The following is a 24,081-nucleotide window of genomic DNA, read 5'->3' as shown; positions in this document are numbered from 1 at the left end:
GGGTGCCAGTACCGGCTGAGGCAAGTGCGGTGCGCGAGCGGGAGCCGGATGGTCGAAGCGCGGCGGCCGCACATCGCTCCAGCGCCGCTTGGCGGTCAGGACGAGCCGGCGCAGAATTCGGCCAGGCGGCACATGGCGCGCAAAGGCGAGTTCCCGCGCGAAACGTCGATAGGAGCCGATCATGACCCTTGCGTCAGCGGCCCTGGCCCAGCGCGGCCGATGCCGATCGGGGAAGATGGCGGCCCATGTCGAAGCCGCGGCGCAGCGCGAAATTGGTCAGGATATGGAGGTAAAGCGGAATTTCGCGCCAGCGCCGCAGCCACACGCCGATGAAGCGTCGGTCGAGGACATGCCGGATCGGCAACAGCTCATATTCATGCGCGTTGAGGACGTAGTTGAACAGACGAAGGATCGATGCGTCGCGGCGGCTGCACACGAAGCGAACGCGCTTCGAGATGCCCAGACTGTTCCAGTTCCGCGTGGCGCAGCAATCGTTGATGATCAGCGCGCTGCTGTGGATGCGGATCGGCCAGCGTTCGATCTCGTCCGCTGCGACCTCGCTAGCGCTTCCGCGCGCAAGGTCGACGGCTACGGCCTTGTCGCCCTTGGCGCTGTGCCCGACGATGAGGATCGGCTTGTCCCGGAAGCGCTGGCGCAGCAGGCGCGGGGTGCCGTCGATGATGTCCTGCAGATGGCGGATGACGAAGCGGGTGGCCATGCCTGTTGCCGCTTCCTTCTCCTTCTGCCGCTCCAGAGTTGGCAGTTTAGCGCTGCGATAGCGCTCGATCGCTGCCTGCAGATCGGTGATGGCCGGCGCCAGCTGGAAGCCGCCCTCGCTGTTCCACCGGTCGCCGGGGCTCATCGGCACGCAGGTTGGTTCGGTGATGCCGCGCTTCGCGAAATAGGCGGCGACATTGGCGCTGAAGTTCACCGTATCGTTGAAGGCGTAGGTTTCCTCGTGGAGGAAGCAGTGGTTGCTGGCGAAGGGGATCGCGTAACGCGGCCGGACTGCCGCGCAGAAGCGGGCGAACTCGCGCGAATAGGCGGTCAGGTCGTCGAAGCTCTCGTCGGGCGCGTCGGTGAAGCGGTAGCAGAGGCGCGAATTGGCCGAGCTGTGGCTGCGCAGTGCGAAATCGATGCGCGGATGGCGGCGCAATATCTGCCGCAGGGGCCCGCCCATGAACTTGGCGTCATTGGCGTTGAGGATGACCGTGCCGTCCGCCTCTATCACCAGCGCCGAGTCGGTGAAGGGGCCGATCTGATAGCTGGTGACGCGCAGCCCGCCGAGGTCGACGCCGACGCCGTGGTCAAGTTCGCGGACATCGCTGCAGCCCATCTTGCGCAGATCGTCGATGATCCGCCGATCGGGGGTGCGGGGAACCAGGATCGTCCGGTCGAGCCCCAGCCGGCGCAGCGTAGGCCCGTGGAAATGGTCCCAGTGAAGGTGCGAGAGATAGATGAAGTCGGGGGCGAGCCCGTCGAGCAGGTCTTCGGGCGGCGGCGGAAAATTCCACCAGGACCGCCAATAGGCGCTACCCGCGAGCCATGGGTCACAGACCAGGCTGGTTCCGCCCGCCTCCACTTCGAGGCTGGCATGGCCGAGGATGCGGAACTTCAATGCCCTGCCCTCCCCACCATCGCTTTCGATCGTCCACCCTTCATTCGCGCAGCAATGCGGCCGCTTCGATGCTGGCGCGGCTCACCTCGATGATCTCGTCCAGCGCGATCGGCGCTTTGGCGCCCGTCCGGATCGCATCGATGAAGGCGGCGGCACAGGCCTGCTGGCCCTTGTCCTGCTTCCAGCTGCGCTTCCGGCGGAAGGCGCCGAAGCCCCAGCCTTCAAGCAGGCGGAAATTGTCGAGCCGCAGGATCCTGCCCCCGGCGAACAGCTCCAGCCGCTCCTTGGGAAAGCCGCGATCGCCATTGGCGAGATAGTGGATCGTGCCCGTCGATCCGTCGGCGAAGCCAAGCTGGATCGTCGCGTTGTCGGGGCAGGCGGCGCGCTGCTCGGGCCGGCCGAGCGGCATCGCCCGTACGGTTTCGATCGGGGCGCCGGCGAAGCAACGCAGCAGATCGATGAAATGGCAGGCCTCGCCAACGATCCTGCCACCCCCGATTGCGGGATCCTGCGTCCAGTGATCGGGGGGAATGACCCCGGCATTGACCGTCATGATCATCGCCCTGGGGCCTGCGACCGGCCGTAGCAAAGCCTCTGCCTTGACGATCAGCGGTGCGAAGCGTCGGTTGAAACCGACCATCAGTTTCTGGTCGGGACGCGCTTCGGCTTCGCGCTCGATCTCCGCCAGTTCGTCGAGCGTCAGGCAGAGCGGCTTTTCGCAGAAGACATGCTTGCCGGCGCGCAGCGCAGCCAGCACCTGTCCGGCATGGGCATCGTGGCGTGTCGCGATCACGACGGCATCCACCGCCGTGTCGGCGAGCACGGCTTCCTGATCGGTGCTTGCCTGGCCGAAGCCATGTTTGCGCGCGAAGTGGACCGCGCTGAAACCGCCCCCGCTTACCGCCGTACGCAGATCGGCGCCACCGGCCTTGAACGCCGGCATGAGAACGCGGCCCGCATAATTGCCCGCACCGAGAAAGGCGATGCCGGGCGTTCCGCCCGCGCGCGTCGGCGCCGGCTCCCCGACCGCGACGGTGCGGAGTTTGAGGCGGGCATCGGCCTCCGCATCGGCGGCATAGCGCAGCATGATGCCGAGCGAAGGCTCGTCCGAGGTCAGCAGCGCGAAGGCGGCTTCGGTATCGTCGAGGTCGAAGCGATGCGAGATCAGCGGCGCGACGTCGATCGCGCCTGACGCCATCAGGTCGAGTACCGCCTCGAAATTGCGCTGTTCTGTCCAGCGGACGAAGCCGATCGGATAGTCCTGACCGCCCGCCTCATAGCTGGGGTCGTAGCGGCCCGGGCCGTAGGAGCAGCTGACCTGGAAGCTCAGTTCCTTCTCGTAGAAATCCGCGCGGGAGAGGTTGAGACCGACGACGCCGATCAGGACGATCCGCCCGCGCTTGCGCGACATCTGCGCGGCCTGTGCGACGATGTCGTTGCTCTTGCTGGCGGCGGTGATCAGCACCGCGTCGACACCGGCGCCGCGCGAAAAGGTGGCGGCACGCCCGAGCACATCCTCGCCCGCCGCCGGGTTGACCACCTCGGCGCCGAAGCGCTGTGCCATGGCAAGCCGGTCCGGATCGATGTCGATGCCCAGAACACGACAGCCCTGCGCGCGCAGCATCTGCACGGTCAGCAGCCCGATCAGGCCGAGCCCGAACACCGCGACGCATTCCCCCAGTTTGGGATCAGCCAGCCGGATGCCCTGCAGACCGATCGCCCCGATGACGGTGAAGGCCGCCGCCTCGTCGCTGACCGCGTCGGGAATGCGTGCGCACAGATTGCGGGGGACTGCGACGATCTCCGCATGGTTGCCGTTGCTCGCGACCCGGTCGCCGACCGCGAAACCGTCCACCCCTGCGCCCAGATCGAGTATCCGTCCGACATTGCAATAGCCGAGGGCTATCGGCTGATCGAGCTTGCTGCGTACCGCGTCGACCGTCGCGACGACCCCGTCGGTGCGCATCTTTTCCAGCACTTGGCGGACCTTGTCGGGCTGCTGGCGCGCCTTGTCGATCCAGCCGGCCTTGCCGAAGTCGACCAGCATACGCTCCGTCCCCGCCGAGATCAGCGAGTGGCTGGTTCGGATCAGCAGCTTGCCCCGGCCGGCTCGGGGCGCGGGCACGTCGGTGAGGCTGGTCACGCCATTGCCGAGATTCTGGAGGATCTGCTTCACCCGCCGAACCCTGCCCGCGACAGCAGTGCGTCCTTCTCTTCCCGATTGGGATAGTTGATCAGCACGGCGCGATACTTCCCCTTGAAAACGAACAGACTGCCCGCTGCCGCCCCGATAATCCCTTCCTGCCGGATCAGCGCGGCGATATCGTCCAGCGAACCCGCGCCCCCCAGCAGCGTTACCGGTATCGTCACCGCCTCGCGCATCCGGGCGACGAAGTCCAGATCATAGCCGCCCATCTCACCATCACGGTCGACCATGTTGACCACGATCTCGCCTGCGCCGCGCGCCTGCATCTCGGCTGCCACGTCGAGCGGCTTTCGACCGGTCTTGCGCGTGCCGTTGTGCGTGACCACCGACTGGCCGCCGAGCAGGCCGGTCTTGCGGATGTCGAGCGTGACGACGATGCTCTGCGTCCCGACCCGGCGGGCGCTTCGGTCGATCAGCGAGGGGTCGGCCAGCGCGGCCGCGCTCAGCGAGACCTTCTCCACGCCCAGCGAGATGATCCGGTCGACCTCATCTTCGCTGGCGATGCCGCCGCCATAGCAGAGCGGCATCCGGCATTCGTTCGCCATCCGCGCGATCAGGGCATGATCGGGCGCCTTCCCGTGCCTCGTCGCGCCGATGTCGAGGACGATCAACTCGTCGACCTCCTTCTCGTTGAAGATGCGGACGGCATTGATCGGATCGCCGACATATTTGGGGTCGGCGAAGCGCCGCGTCTTCACCAGGCCGCCATCGCTGAGCAGCAGGCAGGGAATGATACGCGGGCGCAGCATCAGGCGATGTCGATTGCGGCAAAGTTGGCGAGCAGGCGCACACCCCAATGATGGCTTTTCTCAGGATGGAATTGCACGCCGGCAATATGGTCGCGCCGCACTGCGCAGCAGAAGCGGCTGCCATAATCGGCTTCGGCGATCGAGGTCTGCCGCGCTGCCGGGACCGCGCCGAAGGAATGGAGGAAGTAGAAGCGCGGGTCGTCGAGCCCCGCAAACAGAGGGTCGTCTGCCAGGCGCGGGTCGTTCCAGCCCATATGGGGAAGCGGCAGGCCATGGCCGGCATCGATCCGGGCGACATGGCCGGTGATCCAGCCAAGCCCCGGAAGCGATCCCTCTTCGCTGCTGTCGAGCATCATCTGCATGCCGACGCAGACGCCCAGCACGGGAATCGCGCGTTCGAGCACCGCCTCGTCGAGGGCCTCGCGCAGACCGGACTCGTGGAGGCGCGCCATCGCCCAGTCGAAGGCGCCGACGCCGGGCAGGATCAAGCGGTCGGCGGTTGCGAGTTCGGCCGGGTCGGTCAGCCTGCGGGCTTCGACCCCGAGCCGCCGATAGATACTCGCAAAGGCCTCCAGATTGCCGAGCCCATAGTCGACGAGGCCGATCATCTCTTGCCGCCGCGCTCCATCCCGAACAGACGCATCGCCCGTGCACCCAGCTTGTAGATATGCTGCTGCGAGCGATAGTCGCGGAAGCTGCGTTTGGGGAGAACCATATAGCCGTTCAATTCGTCGACGCTGATGCCGAGCTTGCTGGCCACGAATTCGATCTCGGAAGCGATCGTCGCCTTGTCGTAGCTGGGTGCCTTGAGCCGTTCGATCGCTTCGTCGCGGCTCATCTGGCCGGTCAGGATCAGGCTCGAATATTGCACCTTGCGGACGTCATAGCCGAAGCGTTCGGGCAGCCAGTAACTCTCGTAGAAGCGCGTGAAGCGGGACTCGAAATGCTTCTGCGGATAGGGCTGCCAGCCGAAGCGTTCGATCAGGAGGGCTTTTGCATCCTTCTGGACGTAAGGGATCTGGTTGAGCGGGCGAACCACCTTGATGCCCCGCACATAAGGCAACCACAGCTTGTGCCACAGGATCGAGGTTACCGGGAAACGGCGGAGTGGCCGTGTACCATGGCGGCGATGGATGTCGCGCAGCTGGATGCTGTCGGACTGATAATACATCCATTCCATGGGATTGCGGACGCATTCGGTCGAGTAGTTGGCGCCCGTCAGGATATGCTTTATCCCGTGCCGAGCCGCAAAACGATACATAGTGGCAAAGAAGGCATGATCCTGCGGCGTGTCGATATGCGGCACGCCCGACTTGAAGAAGGCCAGTTGCAGGTCCTTCATCTCCTCCCAGTCGATGACCTCGGTATAGAGGTCGAGCCCCAGGCCATCGATGATCCGTTCGATGTTGTTGACCGCGATCTGGCTGTTCCAGCCGGCATCGACGTGAAACACCAGCGGCCGTAGCCCGAAGCGCTCCTTGGCCAGATAGGTGAGATAGGAGCTGTCGATGCCCCCGCTCATGCCGATGATGCAGTCGAAATCGCGGCCGCGACCCGCCTTGCGGATCGCTTCTATCGATGCCTCCAGTTCGGCGCTGTGTGTCTCGCTCGGCTGCCAGTCAGGCAGAATCTGGCTGTCGAAGGTCCGGCAATGGTCGCAGACGCCTGCGGCGTCGAAGCTGATCGCAGCGTCGGTGGTGTCCATCACGCAGCGCGTGCAGACCTGATATGTGCGCTTCATTCAGCAATTCGCTCCCCATGCGATCGCTCGAGTGTCGACAAGAGGAAATCAAAGGTCTGGTCGGCGCAGCGCTGCCAGGAAAAAGACTGGGCAATGGCCTTGGCACGCGCAGCATAGGCGTTTGATTCCACCGGGTTACACACCAAAGCCCCAACTGCATTGGCGATGCTTGCCGGTGACTCCGGATTAAAGAAGGTCCCTCCATCCTGCAAGATGTCCGGCATCGGTCCTCTCTCCGAACAGGCGATGGGCAGCCCAGCCGCCATCCCTTCGAGCAGCGTTACCGGCATGCTTTCACAACTTGATGCAAACAGAAATATTTCGGCACGCTCCAGCAACTCCGGTATCTCCGCATGCGGGACGAAAGGCTTGAGCGTGACGAACGCGCCCTGCGGATCATGCATCGCCACGGCCGCATGCAGCCTATCCATCGCCGGACCCGATCCTCCACCGACCAGCGTCAGCCGTAGCGGCAAACCTTCTGCGCGCAACTGGGCGATCGCCTCGACGACATGCCACTGATGTTTGTAGGGGGCGGCGTTGGAGATGTAGAGGCACGCCCGGAGCGACTCTCTCGCCACCGCCGCACCCATGTCCAGAAAACGTTGATCGATGCCGTGGGGAATCACGGCCATATTGGGCAGCGGCCCTGTCACCTGCCCGATCCGATCGGCCGAATAGCGCGTCAAAAAAATTGTGCCATCGGCGTGTCGCAATGCTGCGGCCTGTAAGCGGCGCAGCGTTTCGAGTCGCAGGCGCGCCTTGCCTGCAGGATAGCGATCCATCTCGCCAGGCTCGAACGGCAGCATGTCCTGGCTCATCGTAACGCTCGGCCGGAAGCGGCAGACGGACCCGGCGTCGACGTTGAACAGCAGATCGATTCCCGCGCGCCGCGCTTCGCCAGGCAGCAGGAAGCGCTCCCAGAACAGCTCCAGCCCTACCGAGGCCTGCCAGCGCCCGGTCGAATGCTTGTGCAGCCAGGGTCGGTCGGGGACGCGCGCGAGGAGGTCGTCGAAAGCCCAGAGATGGAGCGCGGAGAAGCCGTGCCGCTCAGGAGCGCTTTGTTCGATCAGCCCGATGACATGCGCGACCGCGCCGCCGGATCGGGCACGGCATGCATTGATGCCGAAGACGGGAGGCATTGCCATGAAAAAGGGATTCAGCGGCTGCGGGCGATGTGGACTAGGAGGGAGAAGCTGTCGTCGGCACAACGCGTCCAGCTCATCTCTCGGGCTTTGGCGTAGGCCGCCCCTGCTATCCGGTCGCGCTCATCAGGAGCTGTGACGAGGCGGACCAGTGCAGATGCGAGCGAACCCGTATCCTCGGGATCGAAATAGGCGGCCGCATCGCCCGCGATTTCCGGCATCGGGCCGCGATCGGACGAAAGGATCGGCAACCCGGCTGCCATATATTCGAGCAATATGTTCGGACAGGCTTCGCAGCTCGAAGCGAACAGGGCGATGTCGGCAGCCTTCATCTCCCGGTCGATCTGATCAAAGGGTACAGGGCCGGTATAGCTGATCCACTGACTCATCTTGTCGAAGCGCTGGATAAGCGCCTTTAGCGCCCGACGCCGTGCCAGATTGCCCGGTCCGACAAGCCGAAGCCGCAGATCGCGGCCGCTGTCCTTCCGGGCCTGCGCCACGCCGGCGATCACATGGTCATGATGCTTGTACGGCTCGATCGGCGACACATAGAGAAGGGTGAGCGGCTCGCCCGGTGTGTCGGAGCGGGCATCGGGGGGCTGGTGGAACCGGGTGCCGACCCCGTGCGGGATGACGGTGATGCGGTCGGAGGCGATCCCGCGCACCGCCTCGATCATCGCCCGCGCGTGCCCTGACAGCGAGATTACCGCATCGGCGCGGCGAAAGCTCGAGCGCTGCGTCAGGTGCAGCAGCGCCAGTCGGAACCGCTTCAGGCTCCAGCCATAACGGGCGCGCTCGGCGGTTTCGAAGGGCAGCATGTTCTGTGACATGGCGACGAAGGGATGGAAGTCCCCGAAGAAGCTGCCCCCCGGCACGAGCAGCACGTCGCATCGGGCGCGCCGGGCTTCCCTGGAGAGTTGGGCCAGCTGCCAGAAGCTGCGGTGAAAGATCGTCGCATCGCTCAGTGACCGTACCGGGCGGGGTTCGATCCAGGGCCGCCGGGGCAGTTGCTCGATCGTGTCGGGGCATCCCCAGACGATGATGGTCGAAAAGCCGTGCCGCGCGGGATCGGACGCGCCGAGCAGTTCGATCAGATGCGTACGCCCGCCTCCGCCGAGGAGGTTGATCGCGTCGATGCCGATACGGGGCGCGCCGGTCATGTCGAGGCCGCGGCCCGTTCTCAGCCGGCCAGATCTTCTACGACATGACGCAGTTGCCAGCCGTTGCCGCTCTTCTCCCACAGATGCGGCGAGCGGAAGCGATCGACCGTCTCCCAGAATTCGGGGTCGGTCATGTCGACATAGTCGAGGAAGTCCTCATAATATTTGGCGGGGAATTCCTGGTCATATTTGCGCACGAGGTGCACACCCTCGGAACGCGTGATCTTGCCATTCCGGATCTCCTGCGCGGCGTCATAGGTGGCGCGGCCGATCCCGAATTTGATCAGGGTCGTGAAATAATGGAACATGTCGATCTTGTCGTCGATGCTCGAATATTTCGAATAGGTTCCCGGTGTGCGCTCGGAATTGGCCTGGAAGCCGGTATTTTCGACCGCATAATAATAGCATTCCTGCGGATCCCACTTCAGATAATAGCCGAGATAGTGAACCTCGATGTTCTTCTTCTCGAGCTGCTCGGCCGAAGGCGGGATGTAGGGGGCGAAGTCGTTGATGGTGAAGCCATGGTCGCGGATGATGTCCGCCACCGGCACGCCGCCCAGCCGCATCTCCAGCGGGTCCTGCGTGCTGAAGAACTTCCGATCCATCGTCGGCACATAATTGTCGTCGGGGTTGTTGCCATATTCGGCCTGGTTCTCGCCATACATGACGAGGGGGATGTCGAACTTGGCGGCAATCGCGGGCCCGATGATGCGCTGCCCGACGATGAACGGCTGGAACGGGTGCAGCAGATTCTTGAAGGCGAGGCTGGTGAGCAGCCGGTGCAGCTTGCCGTTCGGAGTGAACAGCAGATTGTCATGCCCGCCGACATGGGTCCACGCCTCGAAATTCTTCCAGCCGATATCGGTGTAGAGATGCGGTGCCCAGGTCACCGTCAGCGGGTTCATGCCATAGCGATATTTGAGCATGTGCGAGGTGAAGGCGCTGTCCTTGCCGCCACTGCCCGGCACGACCACGTCATAGCCGCCGTCGGTGCGCCGGAACTTGTCGAGCAGGGCAACGAGCTGGTCCTCGCGCTTCTTCCAGTCGATCCGGGCGTCCTTGATCTCATGATAGCGGCAGGCATCGCACACGCCGTCTTCGTCGAAGCCGATCGTCGCCTTCTTCTCGTCGGCCTTGTGCTTGAACTCGACGGTCGAGCTCGGGCGCTGGTTGGAGATCACGCATTTACGGCAGAAGACCACCTCGCTCGGCAGGCCGTAAAAGGCTTCAAGGCTCGACATTGACTGACCCTTCAAGACAGGAAGTTGCGAAGCAGGCGGAGCCCGGCGGGACCGCTCTTCTCCGGGTGGAACTGGGTGCCGATCACATTCCCCCGGGCAATGACCGCCGCGAAGTCGTGCTGGCCATAACGGGCGGTTGCGATCGTGGCAGGGCTGCCGCTGGCGACGGCGAAGGAATGGATGAAGTAGAAGCGCGCGGCCTCGTCGATGCCATCGAACAGCCGCTCGACCGGCGCCGAAGAGGCGGTGCGCGCCACGGGCAGCCAGCCGACATTGGGCAGGCGCTGCTTTGTTTCGGCCAACGGGTCGTCGAGCCTGGCGACCTGTCCGGGCAGGATCGACAGACCGTCCCACTGTCCGAACTCGGTGCTGCTTTCGACCAGCATCTGCATGCCGAGACAGATGCCAAGCAGCGGCGTACCGCCCGCAGCGGCATCGCGCACCAGTCGGTCCAGCCCCGTTGCCTGAAGCGCCCGCATCCCTTCGCCGAAGGCGCCGACACCCGGCAGGATCAGCCGGGGGCAGGCCGCCAGTTCGGCAGGATCCGCGCTGATGCAGGGGTCTGCACCAATCTCGATCAGCGCATTGGCGACGCTGCGCAGATTACCCACGCCATAGTCGATCACGCCCACGCGCATCGCCGTCATGCCGCGCCCCCCGCCAGGCAGGTTTCGACCTCATCGCGGATCCGGGCGACGTCGGTTCGGCCATAATGCAGGGCTCCGGCGACAGCGATCGCCGAGGGATGCGTTTCGGCGAGCAATCGTTTCACATCCTTGGCGCCGGCATAGCCGCCGCTGACGATGATCGGGCGGCTGGTCGTCTCTTCCAGGGCGCGGGCGAGGGCGACGTCGAAGCCCCGGCCGGTGCCTTCCTGGTCGATCGAAGTCACGAGGATCTCGCCCACCCCAGCCTCTTCCAGCCGGCGCGCCCAATCGAGCACGTCATGGCCGGACGGTTCGCGGCCATTGTCGATATAGGCGGTCCAGCTGTTGCCCGCGCGCTTGGCCTCGATCGATCCGATCAGGCATTGCGATCCGAACTTGCCGGCAATCTGTTCGACCAGCGCGATGTTGCGGATGGCGCCGGTGTTGATCACCACCTTGTCGGCGCCGGCGCCCAGCGCGCGCGAGACGTCGTCGATCGTCCGAAGCCCCCCGCCGATCGCGATCGGCACGAACACGTTGCGGCACGCCTGTTCGATGATGTGGAACAGGTTGTTGCGGTCGTAGAGGCTGGCGACGGCATCCATGAAGACGATCTCGTCGACGCCCTGCTGATAATAGCGCAGCGCGAGTTCGTTGGGATCGCCGACCTTGCGCAGGCCTTCGAGATGGATGCCCTTGATGACATGCTCGTTCTTTACGTCGAGCCGGGCGATGATGCGCAGCGGCGAGGTCATAGGCGCGATGCCTCCGCGCCCCGGTCTGCCAACACGGCTTCCACCCGGTCGAAATCTTCGAGCGTGTCGATGTCGAGCGAGCGTTCGGGCGGCATCGCGACCGCGCCGATCGACTGATAGGGCCATCCGCCGGCGGCCCGGAAGGCGTCTGCGGTGAAGGCATAGGCAGCGCCATTGGGCCGGCCTGTTTCCGGCAGGGCCTGACGGTTGGTGAAACAATAGGCCGGGTCGGCGACCGGGCGGAAGGCGTCGCCGTCGAGAATACCGAACTTCAGCTGGCTGCGATCCACCGGCGCCACTGCCATCGTCATCGCGAAGCGGCCCGAGGCGTGGAGATCGAGCACCGCGCGGAGGTCGTCGTCCGACCGCAGCGGCGAGGTCGCCTGGAGCAGGAGCAGCGTTTCGGCGTGGAGGTCGAGCCGGCCGATCACGTCGCGCACCACGTCGAGCATCGCTACGGCGTCACCCGCCAGCTCGGCAGGCCTGCGCAATATGGTGCAGCCCTCAGGCGCGGGTTCCGCCAATATCTCCTCGATGTCGGTCGTGACGATGCAGCGCCCGGCAACCCGTAGGGCCTGTCGCACCGCATGGAGGTAGAGCGGAACGCCCGCGAGCGGACGCAGATTCTTGCCGGGCAGCCCCTTCGAGCCGCCGCGCACGGGGACAAGCGCGATGACGGGGGACGCGGTCGCCATCAGACGGCCTCGTCCACGAAATATTTCTGCATCGGCACCGCCCAGGTCCCCGGCTGGGCCAGCAAGGCGGCGAAGCGTTCGGCGGCCGAGCCGGTGCCGAAACCGGTGTGGCGCGGATAGCGGCGGCCCCATTGATCGGCGAGGAAGGCACCGATCGCCTCGCGGTCGAAGGCGGTGCAGCCCTGAACCGAGTCCGCACAGGCGCGGTTCGCCTGGCGCGATCCGATGTCGAGCGAGGGCAGGCCGAGGAATGGTGCCTCGCGCACTCCGGCGCTGCTGTTGCCGACGATCAGCCGGGCGTTGCGCATCAGCTCGGAGAAATAGGCGAAGCGCATCGACGGCAGGACGCGGAAGCGGTCGCGCGGCAGCCGCGCGATGACCGCGTTGATAGCCTCCGATCCCGGATCGTTGTTCGGCAGGATCACCACGAAATAGCGACCCGAGGCCTCCAATGTCCCGAACAGCGCCTCGGCCTGCGCGCCGATGCTGTCGGCTTCCGAGGTGACGGGGTGGAAGACGCACACGCCATAGTCGGCCGATGCGATCTCATAATAGCGGAGCACTTCGGCGAGATCGACGCCCGAAGGCTGGTCGTGGATGTCGAGTTCGGGCGACCCGATGACATGTACGGCATCCTCGGCCTCGCCGAGCCGAACGACGCGCCGCTTCGCCTCATCCGAACTGACGAGGTGGATGCGCGACAGCTTCGTATTGCAGTGGCGGAACAGCTCGTCGATCGTCCCCGAAACCTCGCCGCCTTCGACATGCGCACAGAGGACATAGTTGGTGGCGCAGACCAGCGCACAGGCCAGCGCCTCGACCCGGTCGCCATGGATCACGACCAGATCGGGTTGCAGCTCCTTCAGATAGTCGGAGAAGCCGATCACGGTCTTGGCGAGGATGATGTCCTGCGGGTCGCCCTGGCGCTGGTTGATGAATTCGACGACCTCGAAATGGCCCTTGCTGTGCACCTCGGACTTGGTGAGGCCATAGCGTTCGAGCATGTGCATGCCGGTGACGAAGAATGTCACGCGATGGCCCTGCGCCCTGGCGGCCAGCGCAAGCGGCTCCATCTTGCCGTAATCGGCGCGCGTTCCCGTTACGAACAGGATGTTGCGCGCCGTCATGCCGTCGTTGCCGCTTCGGTCAGTCAAGATCGGACCATTTGAGCTGGGTGTTGCGCGTCACCGCGCGGTTGAGCCGGCGGCCGATCAGCGCGTCGAACTCGTAAGCCGGTATCTCGCCATTGCCCGGCCGCCGCGCCCAGATGTCGGCTTCGGCGAGGACAGTGCCGGCTTCGAGGTCGCGGTCGGCGACGATCGATCCGCGCGCAAAGCGATAGACGTCTTCCTCGGGCGCGGTCCGCTGCTTCGGGTTATGGAGGGCGGTGTGGATCTCGCGCGATCTGTCGATCAGGTGGCGCAGCTCGGCCGGGTCCATCGAGCAGGCGATGTCGGGCCCCTTGCGATAGCGGCTGTCGGTATAGTGCCGCTCGACGATGCAGGCGCCCAGCGCCACGCCGGCCAGCGCCATTTCCGGACCGATCGAATGGTCGGAAAAGCCGATGATCGCGTCGGGGAAGGCCGCGCGCAGATCGGTGATCCCGCGCAACGACACGATTTCGGGCGGCGAGGGGTAGAGATTGGTGCATTCGAGCAGCGCGAAGGGCACGCCGCTGGCACGCAATATGTCGACCGATGCGCCGATCGAAGCGATCGTCTGCATCCCCGTCGACAGGATCACCGGCTTGCCGAAGCGGGCGATGTGCCGGATCAGCGGTAGATGATCCGCCTCGCCCGAGCCGATCTTGTAGGCGAGAACCCCGATCGATTCGAGGAAGTCGGCGGCCTTGCGCGAGAAAGGCGTCGACAAATAGATCAGCCCAAGGCTTTCGGCATGCGCCTTCAGCGCGACCTCATCCTGCGCCGACAGCGCGCAGCGGGCCATCACCTCCCAGATCGACACGTCGGCATTTGGCGGAAAGATCGACTTGGCTTCGTCGGTCATCTCGTCGTCGACGAAATGGGTCTGGTGCTTGACGCACTCCGCCCCGGCCTTCGCCGCAAGCGTCACCATCTCGCGCGCGACGTCGAGGTCGCCGCCATGGTTGATCCCGATCTCCGCAATCACCAGCGGGGGATGGTCGGGGCCGATAAGTCGATCGCCTATGCGCATCTCATACCTCTATGCGAAAACCGTGCCTGCGGTTGTGACCTGTGCCACGCCTGTCTGATCCGCGCTTGTTCATGAAATTGCGCCACGGTCCAGCCCCTGCAGGATGTCCGCAACGCGATCGGGCATGGCGGAGGCCGGTAGCGGCTCGGCAAATTCGTCCAGCCAGGCGCGGTGCGCGGCCGGATCGATCGGCTTCTCGATGTCCGCGCCGATGCCGTCGAGCCGCTCGATGGTCTCGACGGGAATCGAGCCGGGGTAGCGCGTGAACAGCCGGCCATGGCCGCGGCCCGCCAGCTTGCCGCAGCTGATCAGGAACAGCGGCAGGCCCAGCATCGCCGGCACCGCGCCTGCCGAGGAGGGCTCGGTCATCGCCCCCGACGCTGCCCGCAGCCCGTCGACGAAGTCTGTATTGTCATAGACGCGATAGCCCGCTTTGGCGATTGCCGCCGACAGGCCGGACCGAACCGAGGCCGGGTGCGGCTTCACCGCGAGGCGATAGCCATGCCGCCCGATTGCGGCGGCGATGCCGTCGAGATGGGCGGTATAATCCTCGCGCGATGTGAAGCGGATCGCATAGGCGAGCAGGCCGGTCTCGATATAGACGATCTCGCCATTGCCCGGCAGCCCCAGCCGGCTGCCGAGGTCGTCGGCCTGCAGCCCGAACTGCATGAAATCGGGATTGCCGACGGCGAAGATGCGATCGTCGGGAAGGTGATATTGGCGCATCTCCGCGATGTCGCCCTTCACATAGACGCAGCCCGCCGTGGTCCGGACGTCCGAGGGCAGCGCCGCACCGGTGCCCCCGGTCAGCCGGCTTTTCAGCTCGCGCGCGAATTCGATCCAGTCCGACGTCCCCCGCGCCGTCGTTGCCAGCGCGCCGAGATAGCGCGGCATGATGTGGCGCAGGTTGCGGTAGAGCTTGCCGGCATAGAGGCTAAGGTCGTTCCATGGGCTGACCTCGAAATTGACTTCCTCCATCATCGGAGGAGCGGCGCAATAGATGCCATGGAACAGGTGCAAGGTGGGTATGTCCAGCCGGCGGGCGTGGCGGATCATCGCCTGGTGGGCGAAGGCGCGGGTCGACAGGAACAGCAGGGCGGCGGGACGCTCCTGCCGCAGGATCGCTCCCAAGGAGAGGCGGCCATAATAGCGGATGTCGCGCACCAGCACCCCGTCGCGCTCCTCCTCGACCGGCTGGTCCATATCATGGCCCCAGGAGCCGAGGTGGACCAGCATCAGGCGATAGCCGCGCGCGCGCAAAGCGGGGACAAGCCGCGCATAATGCGGCAGCCCCGCCGTCCAGCCGTCGAAGGCCAGGATCAGCCGCTCTTCGCTCACCGGGCCAGTCGCCCCCGGACGAAGGTCTCGACCTGTCGCGCGCGGTCGGCGATGTCATGGCCGTCCGCCGCCAGGCGCGCCGATGCGGCAGCCACCAGCCGCGCACGCAGCCCCGGCTCGTCGCGGAGCCTCCGGCATGCGGCGACCAGCTCTTCGGCCGATGAGAAATACAGCGCTTCCTCGCCCTCGCGGAAATGACCGAGCGCCTCGTCGGTGCGTTCGCAGACGAGCGCCCCGCCGGCAGCAACGATTTCCAGCGGCCGTTCGGTCCAGCTGTCGCGGTTGAGGTGCGAGAAGAAGCAGAGCCCGGCCCGGCTGTCGCGGTAGAGCTGTCGATACCCCGCCCCGAAGATCGGATCAGCGGGCAGCAGATGATCGAGCCCCGCCGCACGCAGCGTGGCGCTCCACCCTGCGCCATGCACGGCGACGCGCAGGCCCGCCGCGTCGAGCGCCCGGATCGCGTCGAGCCGCCCGTCCTGCTCATAATGGCCGAGGAAGGCCGCATCGGCGATGAAGTCCTCACTGCGCGCAGCCTCGGTCGCATCTGCGCCCAGTCGCACCCGGTCGAGCGCGGGCGGGCAATGCTCGACATGGCGCGCGCCTGCCGCCCGATAGGCTTCCACATTGTGTCGTCGATAGACGAAATGCGCGTCATAGGCCGGCAGCGCGCGGCGGAAGCGGCAGTGCAGCCCAGTCACGCGATGCGGTGAGAAGGGGTCGTCGTTGAAATAATCGGTGACGATGGCCCCGCCCGCGCGGATCGCCTCGATATCCTCGCGCGTGAAAGCCAGCGGCAGGCGGAAATGCACCCAGGCCGGTCGCTCCTGCCGGCACAGATCGACCAGCGCCGCCCGCATCCGCCGATGCGCCGGGGCGGCATGCAGGCGCCGTGCGATCCAGCTCAAGGGCTTGGGCCCGCTCACCGACACATCGGACCGGAACGGAATGACGCGCCAACCCAGCCCCTCGAATGCGGCGATCCAGCCGCTGTCGCGATCGGGTCCGTCGGAGAGGGAGCCGACATAGACGAGGGTGGGCGAGGTCATGGGAAGCGAGGCCAGTCGGTTGTCAGCCGGCGAGAACCGCCGACGACAGGCCCAGCGCACTCCATGTGGCCCCGGCAGCGATCAGCCCCAGAAGGATCGTCGCATAAACGCGATAGAAGCGCTGAATGCTCAGGTCTGCGATGAAGGGTAGGATGAGTACGGTCGACACCGTCACATAGGTCACGTGGCCGTAGCTGATCAGGCCTGCGCCCATGATCGATCCGAAGAAGGCCAGCGTGGACAGAGTGGTGGAATCGCTCAGATCCAGAGAACCGGCGCGCCAGCTCTTCCAGAGCAAGTAAGTCGCGGCGAGATGGAATGTCGCCTGCAGCAGTTCCTGTGGCAGATATTCGCGGCCCACGATGGAAGGATCGAGCATCTGGGTCCAGGGGAAGGGGCCCGAAAGGCTGCGCACCATGTCATAAAGCAGTCGGAAGGGGCCCCGATTGAAGGAGAAGTTTCCACTGTCGAGGTCGTAGACGAGGATGCTGCGCGCAAAATACATCGTTGCGAGGAGCAACGCGCCGCCTACGGCGAGGCTGGATGCCAGAGCGACGACGTTGACCTTCCGGCCCGAGATCAGTTTGGCGCCGAAGGTGATGATCGCGTTGACGAAGTAGACGTTGCGCAGCGTCATCATCGAGAAAGCCCCAAGGAGCAGCGATGGCCCGCCTCTGAGGTTCGTCGGTGCGAGAATGCAGAGGATGCCCCCGGCGACCAGGAAGAACTGTCCGACCGAATCGCGCCATTGAACGGTAGTGATGATGCCGAAGGGTTGCATCAGGGTGATGACGAAGACGATCTGCGCGATTGCTCGGCCCTTGAGGCGGAAGGCAAAACGCGACGCAATCAGCGCCACAAGGCAATTGTGTAGTGCGTTGAACGGACCGAAATTTAAAAAATGCTCGTTCCCACCTATGAAAAACAGAAAGGCAAAATATGGATAGAGGAGAGAATTTTTCGGATCAAGAAAATCCTGTGGGAGCCAGCTGAAGCCATAGCTGTTCCAGAAATCCGATACTTTGCCAGCTGCGTAGCTTAGAGCTTCATAGTCGAGGATGAACTGAAAAGTAGGGTTGAAAGTATCGAAATAGGAGGAATCAAACCAGAGAAGATAATGGGCGATACCGATCGCAACACGCAGCAGGAATATAAACAGGCCCAAAATGGCCAATTGTGAGCTGATTATCCGCTGCTGCACCGAAACCCAAAGCGAAACGATCCATCCCATCGACGCAGCGAGGACAGTAGCGCCCATGCTGACCCCCGGCATGGAGCCCGGCTGAGCGATGGCAGCCAGCAAGACCCAGAAGCTGAGCAAGCCCAACAGGGCTGGCCAGAGAATCTGCCAGGCTCCCATCTGGCCGTTCGGGTGTTCCGCGCTGAGAGATCGTTCGAGCGCTGGCTGTGCGACCATGTTCATGTCAGTGCGGTATCCCACTCTGCAACCGCAGCGCGATCATAAAAGGAAAGTGCAGTCTGGCGCGCCCGGTCGCCTATAGTCCGCCGAAGCACGGGATCGAGGTCGAGGCGCACGATCTTCTCGGCGAATTCGTCCAGCATTCCTGCCGGCGCAACCATGGCGTTATCGCCGTCCCGCAGGATATCCGCATGAGCCCCGACATTGAAGGCGATGACCGGCTTGCCGAGGTACAGGGCCTCCTGGAGCACGAACTCGCCAGTCGTCGGATAGTAGCTTGTCAGGATCAACCCGCGGGCGCGCGCGAGAAAGGCGACGTAGTCGGATCGCGATTGCAGGCCGTAGACGAATTCCAGCTGTCCGTTGTCGCTGAACGGCTGCAGACCGAACCGTTCGATGATTCCGGGCGCTTCGTCAGGATGGTAGATTGACATTTTTACGCGGACGGTGGGGGGCAGGCGCGACAATATGCCCGCGAGAAGGTGAAACCCCTTCTGCATTATGGCCTGTCCGGTGATTGCGAAATAGCCATCGTCCGATGGCGCCCAGTCGTCCAGATCGGAAGGGTCGAACTGAAAGGTCACCTTCGCCAGGGCTTGTGGGGCGACGCCCGTCATCGCGTGGATCGCGGTCTGGCTCTTGCTGTACCCAAGGACCCGATGCGCCTTGCGTATCTCCCTGCGCAACAGCCCCCGCACCATGGCGGATTTCATGAACTGTCCAAAGCGGCCGGGGCGGTAACAGCGGTTTCTGAAGGCCGGGATCTCCGGTTGGACAGCGCAGGCCGTGCATGGACCGCCGGGGAGTCCTGCATAGACACGCGTGCAGAAAAAATCGTTTATATAGAATAGGAAGGCGGTCTTTATGCCGCGCCGTCTTGCTCGGCGAGCAAGCGCAGCCGGCTTCTGAATGCTCCCGATCATCAACAAATAATCGGGCTGGAAGGCATCGCACAATCTGTCGAACCAGCTTGTCAGTTTCGGCGATGCGATATGTTCATACCAGCGCAAGGCTGTTGGAGCGGGGTGATAACTTACCCCATCGGAAGCAGGTCTAGGGCCGGCCTCCTTATTGTCGATTACCGCCACTTCATGGCCAAGCGAGCGCAACTGGGCGATGGTGGCCAAAGCGGACAGCGTCCCCGATGCATGGGCAGTGGTCATGTCCGGCATGAGCAGGATGCGCATTTCAGGGCCTAATCCGACGGTCAGTATCGAGAAGGATCACTCGGCCATCGGAGTGGAAGGTTGCGCGATGTCGGGAGCGTCAGGGTCAAGCTTCCGGTCCAGCAGGTTGATCCATTTTGTAGGTTCGAGAATCTCGAACCGATGGCAGGTCCCCGGCTCGATCAGGAAAACGTCGCCCGCCTGGGCCGTCACCTTGCGGATTTCGCCAACCGGCTCCGACTCTTCAACGCGCTGCAGCGTTATCTCGACGCGCCCTTCCAGCATGATGAAGGCTTCGGTCGTTGCTCGGTGATAGTGGTTGCCGCGTACCATGTTCGCTTCGGAGAAGAACATATTGGCTTCTTCCCAGCGGCCGAAGTCGAGCAGGCCGCGCATGCTGCCCCGCGAATCGGACCGGTCCATATAGGGCTGGACGAAACGGATCATGAGCAGGTCTCCGGTGCGAACGCATCGAGTGTGTCGGGTGCATAGGCCGATAGTCGCTCGCTGGTCAGCAAGGACAGATCGGGTTTGAGCAAAGACTTTGCGAAGTCGACCTGGGCCGGCTGTATCAGCGATGCCGAGAATCCGAACATCTCACATACCCGCTTGCCGAAATCGAAGCGCGTGGTGCGCGGCCCGGCGAAATTCAGCGGACCGCTGAGGCTATCGTCGCGCAACAGCGCGACGACGGCACGCGAAAGACAGAGCGGGGGGGTGGGTGAGAAGGCGGCATTGTCAAACAGCGTGACCTGGTTGCCGCTCCGCAATTCGCCCATGAGCCAGGCGAGAAAGCCGCCCTGGCTGCTCATCACCGCAGAGGTCCGCAACGCCGTGCTGCCTGGCAGCGCCGTGGCGATCAGATGTTCCGCGCGCTGTTTCGATAGACCGTAAACCGTGTCGGGCGCGGTGTCGTCGCAATCGCGATAATGACCCTTCCGTCCCGCGAAAACATAGTCGCTCGAGATGTAGATGAGTCTCGGTTGCGTGGAGGATGAACCGAGCAGCGAGATCAGATCGACGATGGGGCGCTCGTTGAGGCTGAGACTCAAGTCCGGCGTCCGTTCCAGTGCAGCGACATCCTTCGAGCCGGCCAGCCACAGGATGATATCCGCTTTGCTTTCGGCAATGCCGCGCGCGATGCTGTCGACATCGGTGATGTCCATCGCGATGCCTTGCGGCAGGGCATGACTGTTGTACGTGCCGATGACCTCGATCGCCGGCGCGATCATGGGGATGTCACGCAGCAGATGGCGGCCGATCATGCCGGAAGCGCCGACGATCAGGACGCGCATTCGGTGCTCCCGATCGTTGGGTGGGTTCTCTTCAACTCATGGGGTTTCAGCGCGTGGCTCAGCGCCCACATCCACCCCGCATAAAGGGCCGAGGCAAGACACAGCGCGGCCATCAGCCCGGTGAGGCCGGCGAGATAGGCCCCTGCCGTGTTCAGCGCGGCAAAGCTGATGGCCGACAGGATCTGCGGCACCAGAAGCGAGCGCGTTTTGAGCAGGCTACTGATCCTGATTCCGAGGACGTGGTGGCAGGCCTGCAAGCCCGCTGCAGCGGCCATCAGCGGCATGAGGTGCGACGAGGTCCGGAACTGTCCGGATGTGAACATGGCGAAAATCCAGTCGTGGAGCAGCAGGAAGGCAACAGTGGCTGCGACGGTCAGCCCCAGCATCGCGCGGGCGATGCGCGCGGTTGCGTCATATACTTGAGCAATGCGGTTCGCATCGCTGGCATCTCCCGCCTTCTGGAACATGATAGGAGTCAGCAGGGTTACGAGAAGTCCGGAGGCGGTGGTGAGGGGGGCGAATCCCAGCTGGTAAAGAACGGCATATTTTCCCACCTCGGTCGGCCCGGCGAAGACCTGCAGCGCCCACCTGTCGGACGATGTCTGCAACCAGGTGAACAGGCCCCACCCCATGAAAGGCCAGGCATAGGTCCAGAAGTCGTTGATCCACTGCCGGGGCGTCTGGCTGACGGCGTGAGCCGCCGCTGGTTGGGCCGCCCGGCGCATCAGCAAGCGGCGCAGGAAAATGATTTGCGACAGGCTCACCAATGTGGCCGACAAGGCATAACCCCAGATCGCCCTGTCTCCGCCGATCCCGAAGACACGCAGGAAGAGCAGCGCCAGGCCGATTTTCAGCCATGCGTCGGCCGCGGAATGAAAGGCGACGACCTTGCGTTGCCGAGCGGCGGTCTGGATTCCGTTCAGCGCTGCATTCAGCCCACTCGACAAAGCGAGAGCCAAGGCCGCGATCGCGATCGGCGTCCATTCCGCAAAGCCAGCAAGACGGAGGAACAACAAGAGGCCGCAGGCGAGGGTTATGATGGCCAGGAAAGCAATAGCCATCGCTCGCTTTGCGGCAGCCATATAGCTGTCACGGTCACCACGTTCGTCTGCGATGCTCCAGAAGCGCGACAGGGCATTGGATATGCTGCCCGTGACCATCTGATTGGCAAGGCCCGCAATCGTGAGGCCCAGCGCCAGTCGGCCATAGTCGGCAGGAGCCATGGCACCGGTCAGAACCCTTACAAGGACTAACGAACCAGCGACGACAGCCGCCTGTCCGAGGGCAATCCAGAATCCTTCCGCCCCCAGCCGGCGCCAGCGGTTCGACCGTGTTTCGATGGCAGCCGTCATCGGTCCCCCATCAAAACCGCGACCATCGCGGCGGTACGCTGTCCGCGTTGATGAAGTTGGCGGCGGCGGCGATGATGTGGTCTTCAGCTGGGAAGATGGCTTCCGAGAGCCAGGCGCCCCACCAGTAGAAGCTGCTGTTGGTGATCACATGGTGGCGGCAGCGCGTCATCAGCCACAGGCTTTCGAGCGCGTCTGCATAGCCTTCGTCGCCGGTCACGTAGATCGGCGCGGAAGGCGTTTTCAGCCGGGCGAGTTCGGGTGCGCGGTGGCTGCAGAAGATCAGATAGGTGGCGTCGGGCGCGCGGGTATGGATTGTCTCGATCGCACCGTTGATCTCGTCCATCGCCTTCAGTCGGCCGGTGCTGCTGTGCGCTCCGGGGTCGCGCGCTTCCTCGTACAGGCGAATGCCGATCGCTACGCCGGGGCTGCGTTCCAGCCGCTGCGTCAGATCGATCGCGGCCCGGCGGTCGGGCGCCGGTGGCGTGAGTTCGGCCGCGATGCGGCCGGCGCAATGGTCGAAGTACAGCGAGCTCTGCCAATAGCCGCTCATCCACACGTCGCCGGACAGCGGCGTGGACAGCAGGGCGGGGTCATAGGCGCGGTCGGAGGCTTCGGTGCGGAAACGCGCGTCGCTCGCGAATGTCCGCATAGGCGCCGCGCGCGCCGGGGAGATTCGCTTGCGCACAGCGGCCCGGATGCGGCGGGTCCAGAAGGGCAGCCGTTCGATCGGCGATGCGAGGCGGGCCTCGATCGGCAGGCGGCCCAGTTCGAAGCTGCGGCGATACTCGACGTCGCGGACAAAACCCGACCAGCTGTCGACCACGAGGTCTGCGCCGTGGCGCTCGGCCAGCCCACGCGCAGCGGCATATTGGAAGAGCTGGTTGCCCAGCCCCCCGCTCAGCATGGTCACGACCTTCTTCATGGCTGCGCCGCCGCCCTGCCTCAGTGGCGCAGGTCCGGGCGGTCGCGCACGAACGCAGCATAGCTCTGCGCCAGACCTTCCCGCGTGCCGAGACGGGGGGACCAGCCGAGCGCCTTGATCCGGGAAATATCGAGCAGCTTGCGCGGGGTGCCGTCGGGGCGGCTGGGGTCGGTCTCGATGCGCCCGTCATAGCCGCTGATCGACGCGATCGTCTCGGCCAGTTCGAGGATCGAGATGTCCTCGCCGCAGCCGACATTGACGTGCATCGCATCCGAATAATGCGTCATGAGGAAGGTGAGCGCATCGGCTGCATCGTCGACATGGAGGAATTCGCGACGCGGCTGGCCGGTGCCCCAGATGGTGACGCTCTCGGCCCCTTGCTCCTTCGCGACATGGATGCGGCGGATCAGCGCGGCAGCGACATGGCTGTGCTCGGGATGGTAGCTGTCGCCCGGCCCGTGGAGATTGGTCGGCATGGCGGAAATGAAGTCGCGGCCATGTTGCAGGCGGATCGCCTCGCACAGTTTCAGTCCCGCGATCTTGGCAATCGCATACCATTGATTGGTCGGCTCCAGAGGACTGGTGAGCAGCGCCTCCTCGGGGATCGGCTGTGGCGCGAGGCGCGGATAGATGCAGGAGGATCCGAGGAAGAGCAGTTTTTCGACGTCATGCGCCAGCGCTGCCATGATCACCGCCTGCTGGATCGCCAGATTGTCGGCGATGAAGTCGGCCGGCAGCGACGAATTGGCGTGGATGCCGCCGACCTTGGCCGCTGCCAGGAACAGGGCATCGGGGCGCCGGTCCTTCATCCAGCGGTCGACGGCAGCGGGGTCGCGCAGGTCGAGCTCCGCACGGTCGGCGGTCAGGATCTCGCAATCCTCGGCAGCAAGCCGGCGGACGAGTGCCGAGCCGACCATGCCCTTGTGGCCGGCCACGAAGACGCGCTTGCCGCGCAGGGGGAAGAGAGCGGGCGGCATAGTGCTGGGGGCCTCCATTCTTGTCCTGGCCTCAGGCGTCGTCGCGCAGCCGGCGATAGTCGGTCTCGCGCGCGATCACGCGAAGGTCGTCCTCGACCATCTCGCGGACCAGATCGGCGAAGCGGGTCGTGGCGCGCCAGCCCAGCAGCCTTTCCGCCTTGCTGGCATCGCCGATCAGCAGATCGACCTCGGTCGGGCGGAAATAGCGCGGATCGATCTCGACCAGCGTCCGGCCGCTCTCGGCGCAGCGGCCCTTTTCCTCCACGCCCTCGCCCTGCCATTCGAGCGTGATACCGACGGCGGCAAAGGCGAGTTCGGCGAAGGCGCGCACCGTGTGGGTCTCGCCGGTAGCCAGCACGAAGTCGTCGGCCTTGTCCTGCTGCACGATCCGCCACATGCCCTCGACATAGTCGCGCGCATGGCCCCAGTCGCG

At 64.5% G+C, this 24,081-nt stretch carries 24 protein-coding genes; all 24 read right to left on the bottom strand.

Annotation, left to right across the window (positions count from 1 at the left end; all coding sequences use genetic code 11):
* The coding region (locus KAY22_RS10010; protein WP_296622841.1) for a hypothetical protein at nt 1-183 on the bottom strand (183 nt) is incomplete at its 3' end.
* Nucleotides 184-193: 10 nt separating this feature from the next.
* A complete protein-coding gene (locus tag KAY22_RS10005; protein ID WP_296622840.1) occupies nt 194-1,618 on the bottom strand; it encodes an MBL fold metallo-hydrolase in 1,425 nt (474 codons plus the stop codon).
* 40 nt (nt 1,619-1,658) lie between these two features.
* Entirely contained in the window at nt 1,659-3,794 is a 2,136-nt protein-coding gene (locus tag KAY22_RS10000) for a bi-domain-containing oxidoreductase (protein ID WP_296622838.1), read from the bottom strand.
* Nucleotides 3,791-4,573, bottom strand: coding sequence for an AglZ/HisF2 family acetamidino modification protein (locus tag KAY22_RS09995; protein ID WP_296622836.1), 783 nt, complete (start codon nt 4,571-4,573; stop codon nt 3,791-3,793). The genes KAY22_RS10000 and KAY22_RS09995 overlap by 4 nt, the downstream gene beginning before the upstream one ends.
* Nucleotides 4,573-5,181, bottom strand: a complete 609-nt coding sequence (gene hisH / locus KAY22_RS09990) for an imidazole glycerol phosphate synthase subunit HisH (RefSeq protein ID WP_296622834.1) — start codon at nt 5,179-5,181, stop codon at nt 4,573-4,575. The genes KAY22_RS09995 and hisH (KAY22_RS09990) overlap by 1 nt, the downstream gene beginning before the upstream one ends.
* Nucleotides 5,178-6,314, bottom strand: a complete 1,137-nt coding sequence (locus KAY22_RS09985; RefSeq protein ID WP_296622831.1) for an N-acetyl sugar amidotransferase — start codon at nt 6,312-6,314, stop codon at nt 5,178-5,180. The genes hisH (KAY22_RS09990) and KAY22_RS09985 overlap by 4 nt, the downstream gene beginning before the upstream one ends.
* The gene (locus KAY22_RS09980; protein WP_296622828.1) at nt 6,311-7,462 is read right to left on the bottom strand and encodes a glycosyltransferase; all 1,152 of its coding nucleotides are present in this window, start codon (nt 7,460-7,462) and stop codon (nt 6,311-6,313) included. The genes KAY22_RS09985 and KAY22_RS09980 overlap by 4 nt, the downstream gene beginning before the upstream one ends.
* A gap of 11 nt (nt 7,463-7,473) precedes the next feature.
* The gene (locus KAY22_RS09975) at nt 7,474-8,619 is read right to left on the bottom strand and encodes a glycosyltransferase family 1 protein (protein ID WP_296622826.1); all 1,146 of its coding nucleotides are present in this window, start codon (nt 8,617-8,619) and stop codon (nt 7,474-7,476) included.
* A gap of 20 nt (nt 8,620-8,639) precedes the next feature.
* Entirely contained in the window at nt 8,640-9,860 is a 1,221-nt protein-coding gene (locus KAY22_RS09970) for an N-acetyl sugar amidotransferase (protein ID WP_296622824.1), read from the bottom strand.
* 11 nt (nt 9,861-9,871) lie between these two features.
* Nucleotides 9,872-10,507 (bottom strand): imidazole glycerol phosphate synthase subunit HisH, encoded by a 636-nt coding sequence (hisH, locus tag KAY22_RS09965; protein WP_296622822.1) that lies wholly within the window; start codon nt 10,505-10,507, stop codon nt 9,872-9,874.
* Nucleotides 10,504-11,262: an imidazole glycerol phosphate synthase cyclase subunit gene (locus KAY22_RS09960; protein WP_296622820.1), complete on the bottom strand. Its 759-nt coding sequence runs from the start codon at nt 11,260-11,262 to the stop codon at nt 10,504-10,506. The genes hisH (KAY22_RS09965) and KAY22_RS09960 overlap by 4 nt, the downstream gene beginning before the upstream one ends.
* Nucleotides 11,259-11,957 (bottom strand): acylneuraminate cytidylyltransferase family protein, encoded by a 699-nt coding sequence (locus tag KAY22_RS09955; protein WP_296622819.1) that lies wholly within the window; start codon nt 11,955-11,957, stop codon nt 11,259-11,261. Before KAY22_RS09955 ends, KAY22_RS09960 begins: the two co-directional genes overlap by 4 nt.
* Complete coding sequence (gene neuC / locus KAY22_RS09950) at nt 11,957-13,111, bottom strand: UDP-N-acetylglucosamine 2-epimerase (protein WP_296622817.1); 1,155 nt, start codon at nt 13,109-13,111, stop codon at nt 11,957-11,959. Before neuC ends, KAY22_RS09955 begins: the two co-directional genes overlap by 1 nt.
* Nucleotides 13,104-14,132 (bottom strand): N-acetylneuraminate synthase family protein, encoded by a 1,029-nt coding sequence (locus KAY22_RS09945; protein WP_296622814.1) that lies wholly within the window; start codon nt 14,130-14,132, stop codon nt 13,104-13,106. Before KAY22_RS09945 ends, neuC begins: the two co-directional genes overlap by 8 nt.
* Before the next feature lie 69 nt (nt 14,133-14,201).
* Nucleotides 14,202-15,470, bottom strand: coding sequence for a hypothetical protein (locus KAY22_RS09940; RefSeq protein WP_296622812.1), 1,269 nt, complete (start codon nt 15,468-15,470; stop codon nt 14,202-14,204).
* Complete coding sequence (locus KAY22_RS09935; protein ID WP_296622810.1) at nt 15,467-16,516, bottom strand: glycosyltransferase; 1,050 nt, start codon at nt 16,514-16,516, stop codon at nt 15,467-15,469. Before KAY22_RS09935 ends, KAY22_RS09940 begins: the two co-directional genes overlap by 4 nt.
* Nucleotides 16,517-16,538: 22 nt before the next feature.
* Nucleotides 16,539-17,939, bottom strand: coding sequence for a hypothetical protein (locus tag KAY22_RS09930; RefSeq protein WP_296622808.1), 1,401 nt, complete (start codon nt 17,937-17,939; stop codon nt 16,539-16,541).
* Nucleotides 17,936-19,123, bottom strand: coding sequence for a glycosyltransferase (locus KAY22_RS09925; RefSeq protein WP_296622806.1), 1,188 nt, complete (start codon nt 19,121-19,123; stop codon nt 17,936-17,938). Before KAY22_RS09925 ends, KAY22_RS09930 begins: the two co-directional genes overlap by 4 nt.
* A gap of 36 nt (nt 19,124-19,159) precedes the next feature.
* Nucleotides 19,160-19,498, bottom strand: a complete 339-nt coding sequence (locus tag KAY22_RS09920) for a cupin domain-containing protein (protein ID WP_296622804.1) — start codon at nt 19,496-19,498, stop codon at nt 19,160-19,162.
* A 47-nt stretch (nt 19,499-19,545) separates the two neighbouring features.
* On the bottom strand, nt 19,546-20,397 hold the full coding sequence (locus KAY22_RS09915) for a sugar nucleotide-binding protein (protein ID WP_296622802.1): 852 nt from the start codon (nt 20,395-20,397) through the stop codon (nt 19,546-19,548).
* On the bottom strand, nt 20,385-21,749 hold the full coding sequence (locus KAY22_RS09910; RefSeq protein ID WP_296622801.1) for a lipopolysaccharide biosynthesis protein: 1,365 nt from the start codon (nt 21,747-21,749) through the stop codon (nt 20,385-20,387). The genes KAY22_RS09915 and KAY22_RS09910 overlap by 13 nt, the downstream gene beginning before the upstream one ends.
* A 10-nt stretch (nt 21,750-21,759) precedes the next feature.
* The gene (locus KAY22_RS09905) at nt 21,760-22,671 is read right to left on the bottom strand and encodes an alpha-1,2-fucosyltransferase (protein WP_296622798.1); all 912 of its coding nucleotides are present in this window, start codon (nt 22,669-22,671) and stop codon (nt 21,760-21,762) included.
* Nucleotides 22,672-22,691: 20 nt separating this feature from the next.
* Complete coding sequence (locus KAY22_RS09900; protein ID WP_296622795.1) at nt 22,692-23,648, bottom strand: GDP-L-fucose synthase; 957 nt, start codon at nt 23,646-23,648, stop codon at nt 22,692-22,694.
* Nucleotides 23,649-23,679: 31 nt separating this feature from the next.
* Nucleotides 23,680-24,081 (bottom strand): GDP-mannose 4,6-dehydratase (locus KAY22_RS09895; RefSeq protein ID WP_296622793.1); only part of this gene is annotated, 402 nt, incomplete at its 5' end.

The organism is Rhizorhabdus sp. (assembly GCF_018006725.1).
Classification (GTDB): domain Bacteria; phylum Pseudomonadota; class Alphaproteobacteria; order Sphingomonadales; family Sphingomonadaceae; genus Rhizorhabdus.
The sequence above is the reverse complement of the archived record's forward strand: the minus strand, read 5'-3'. Positions and strand labels throughout refer to the sequence as shown.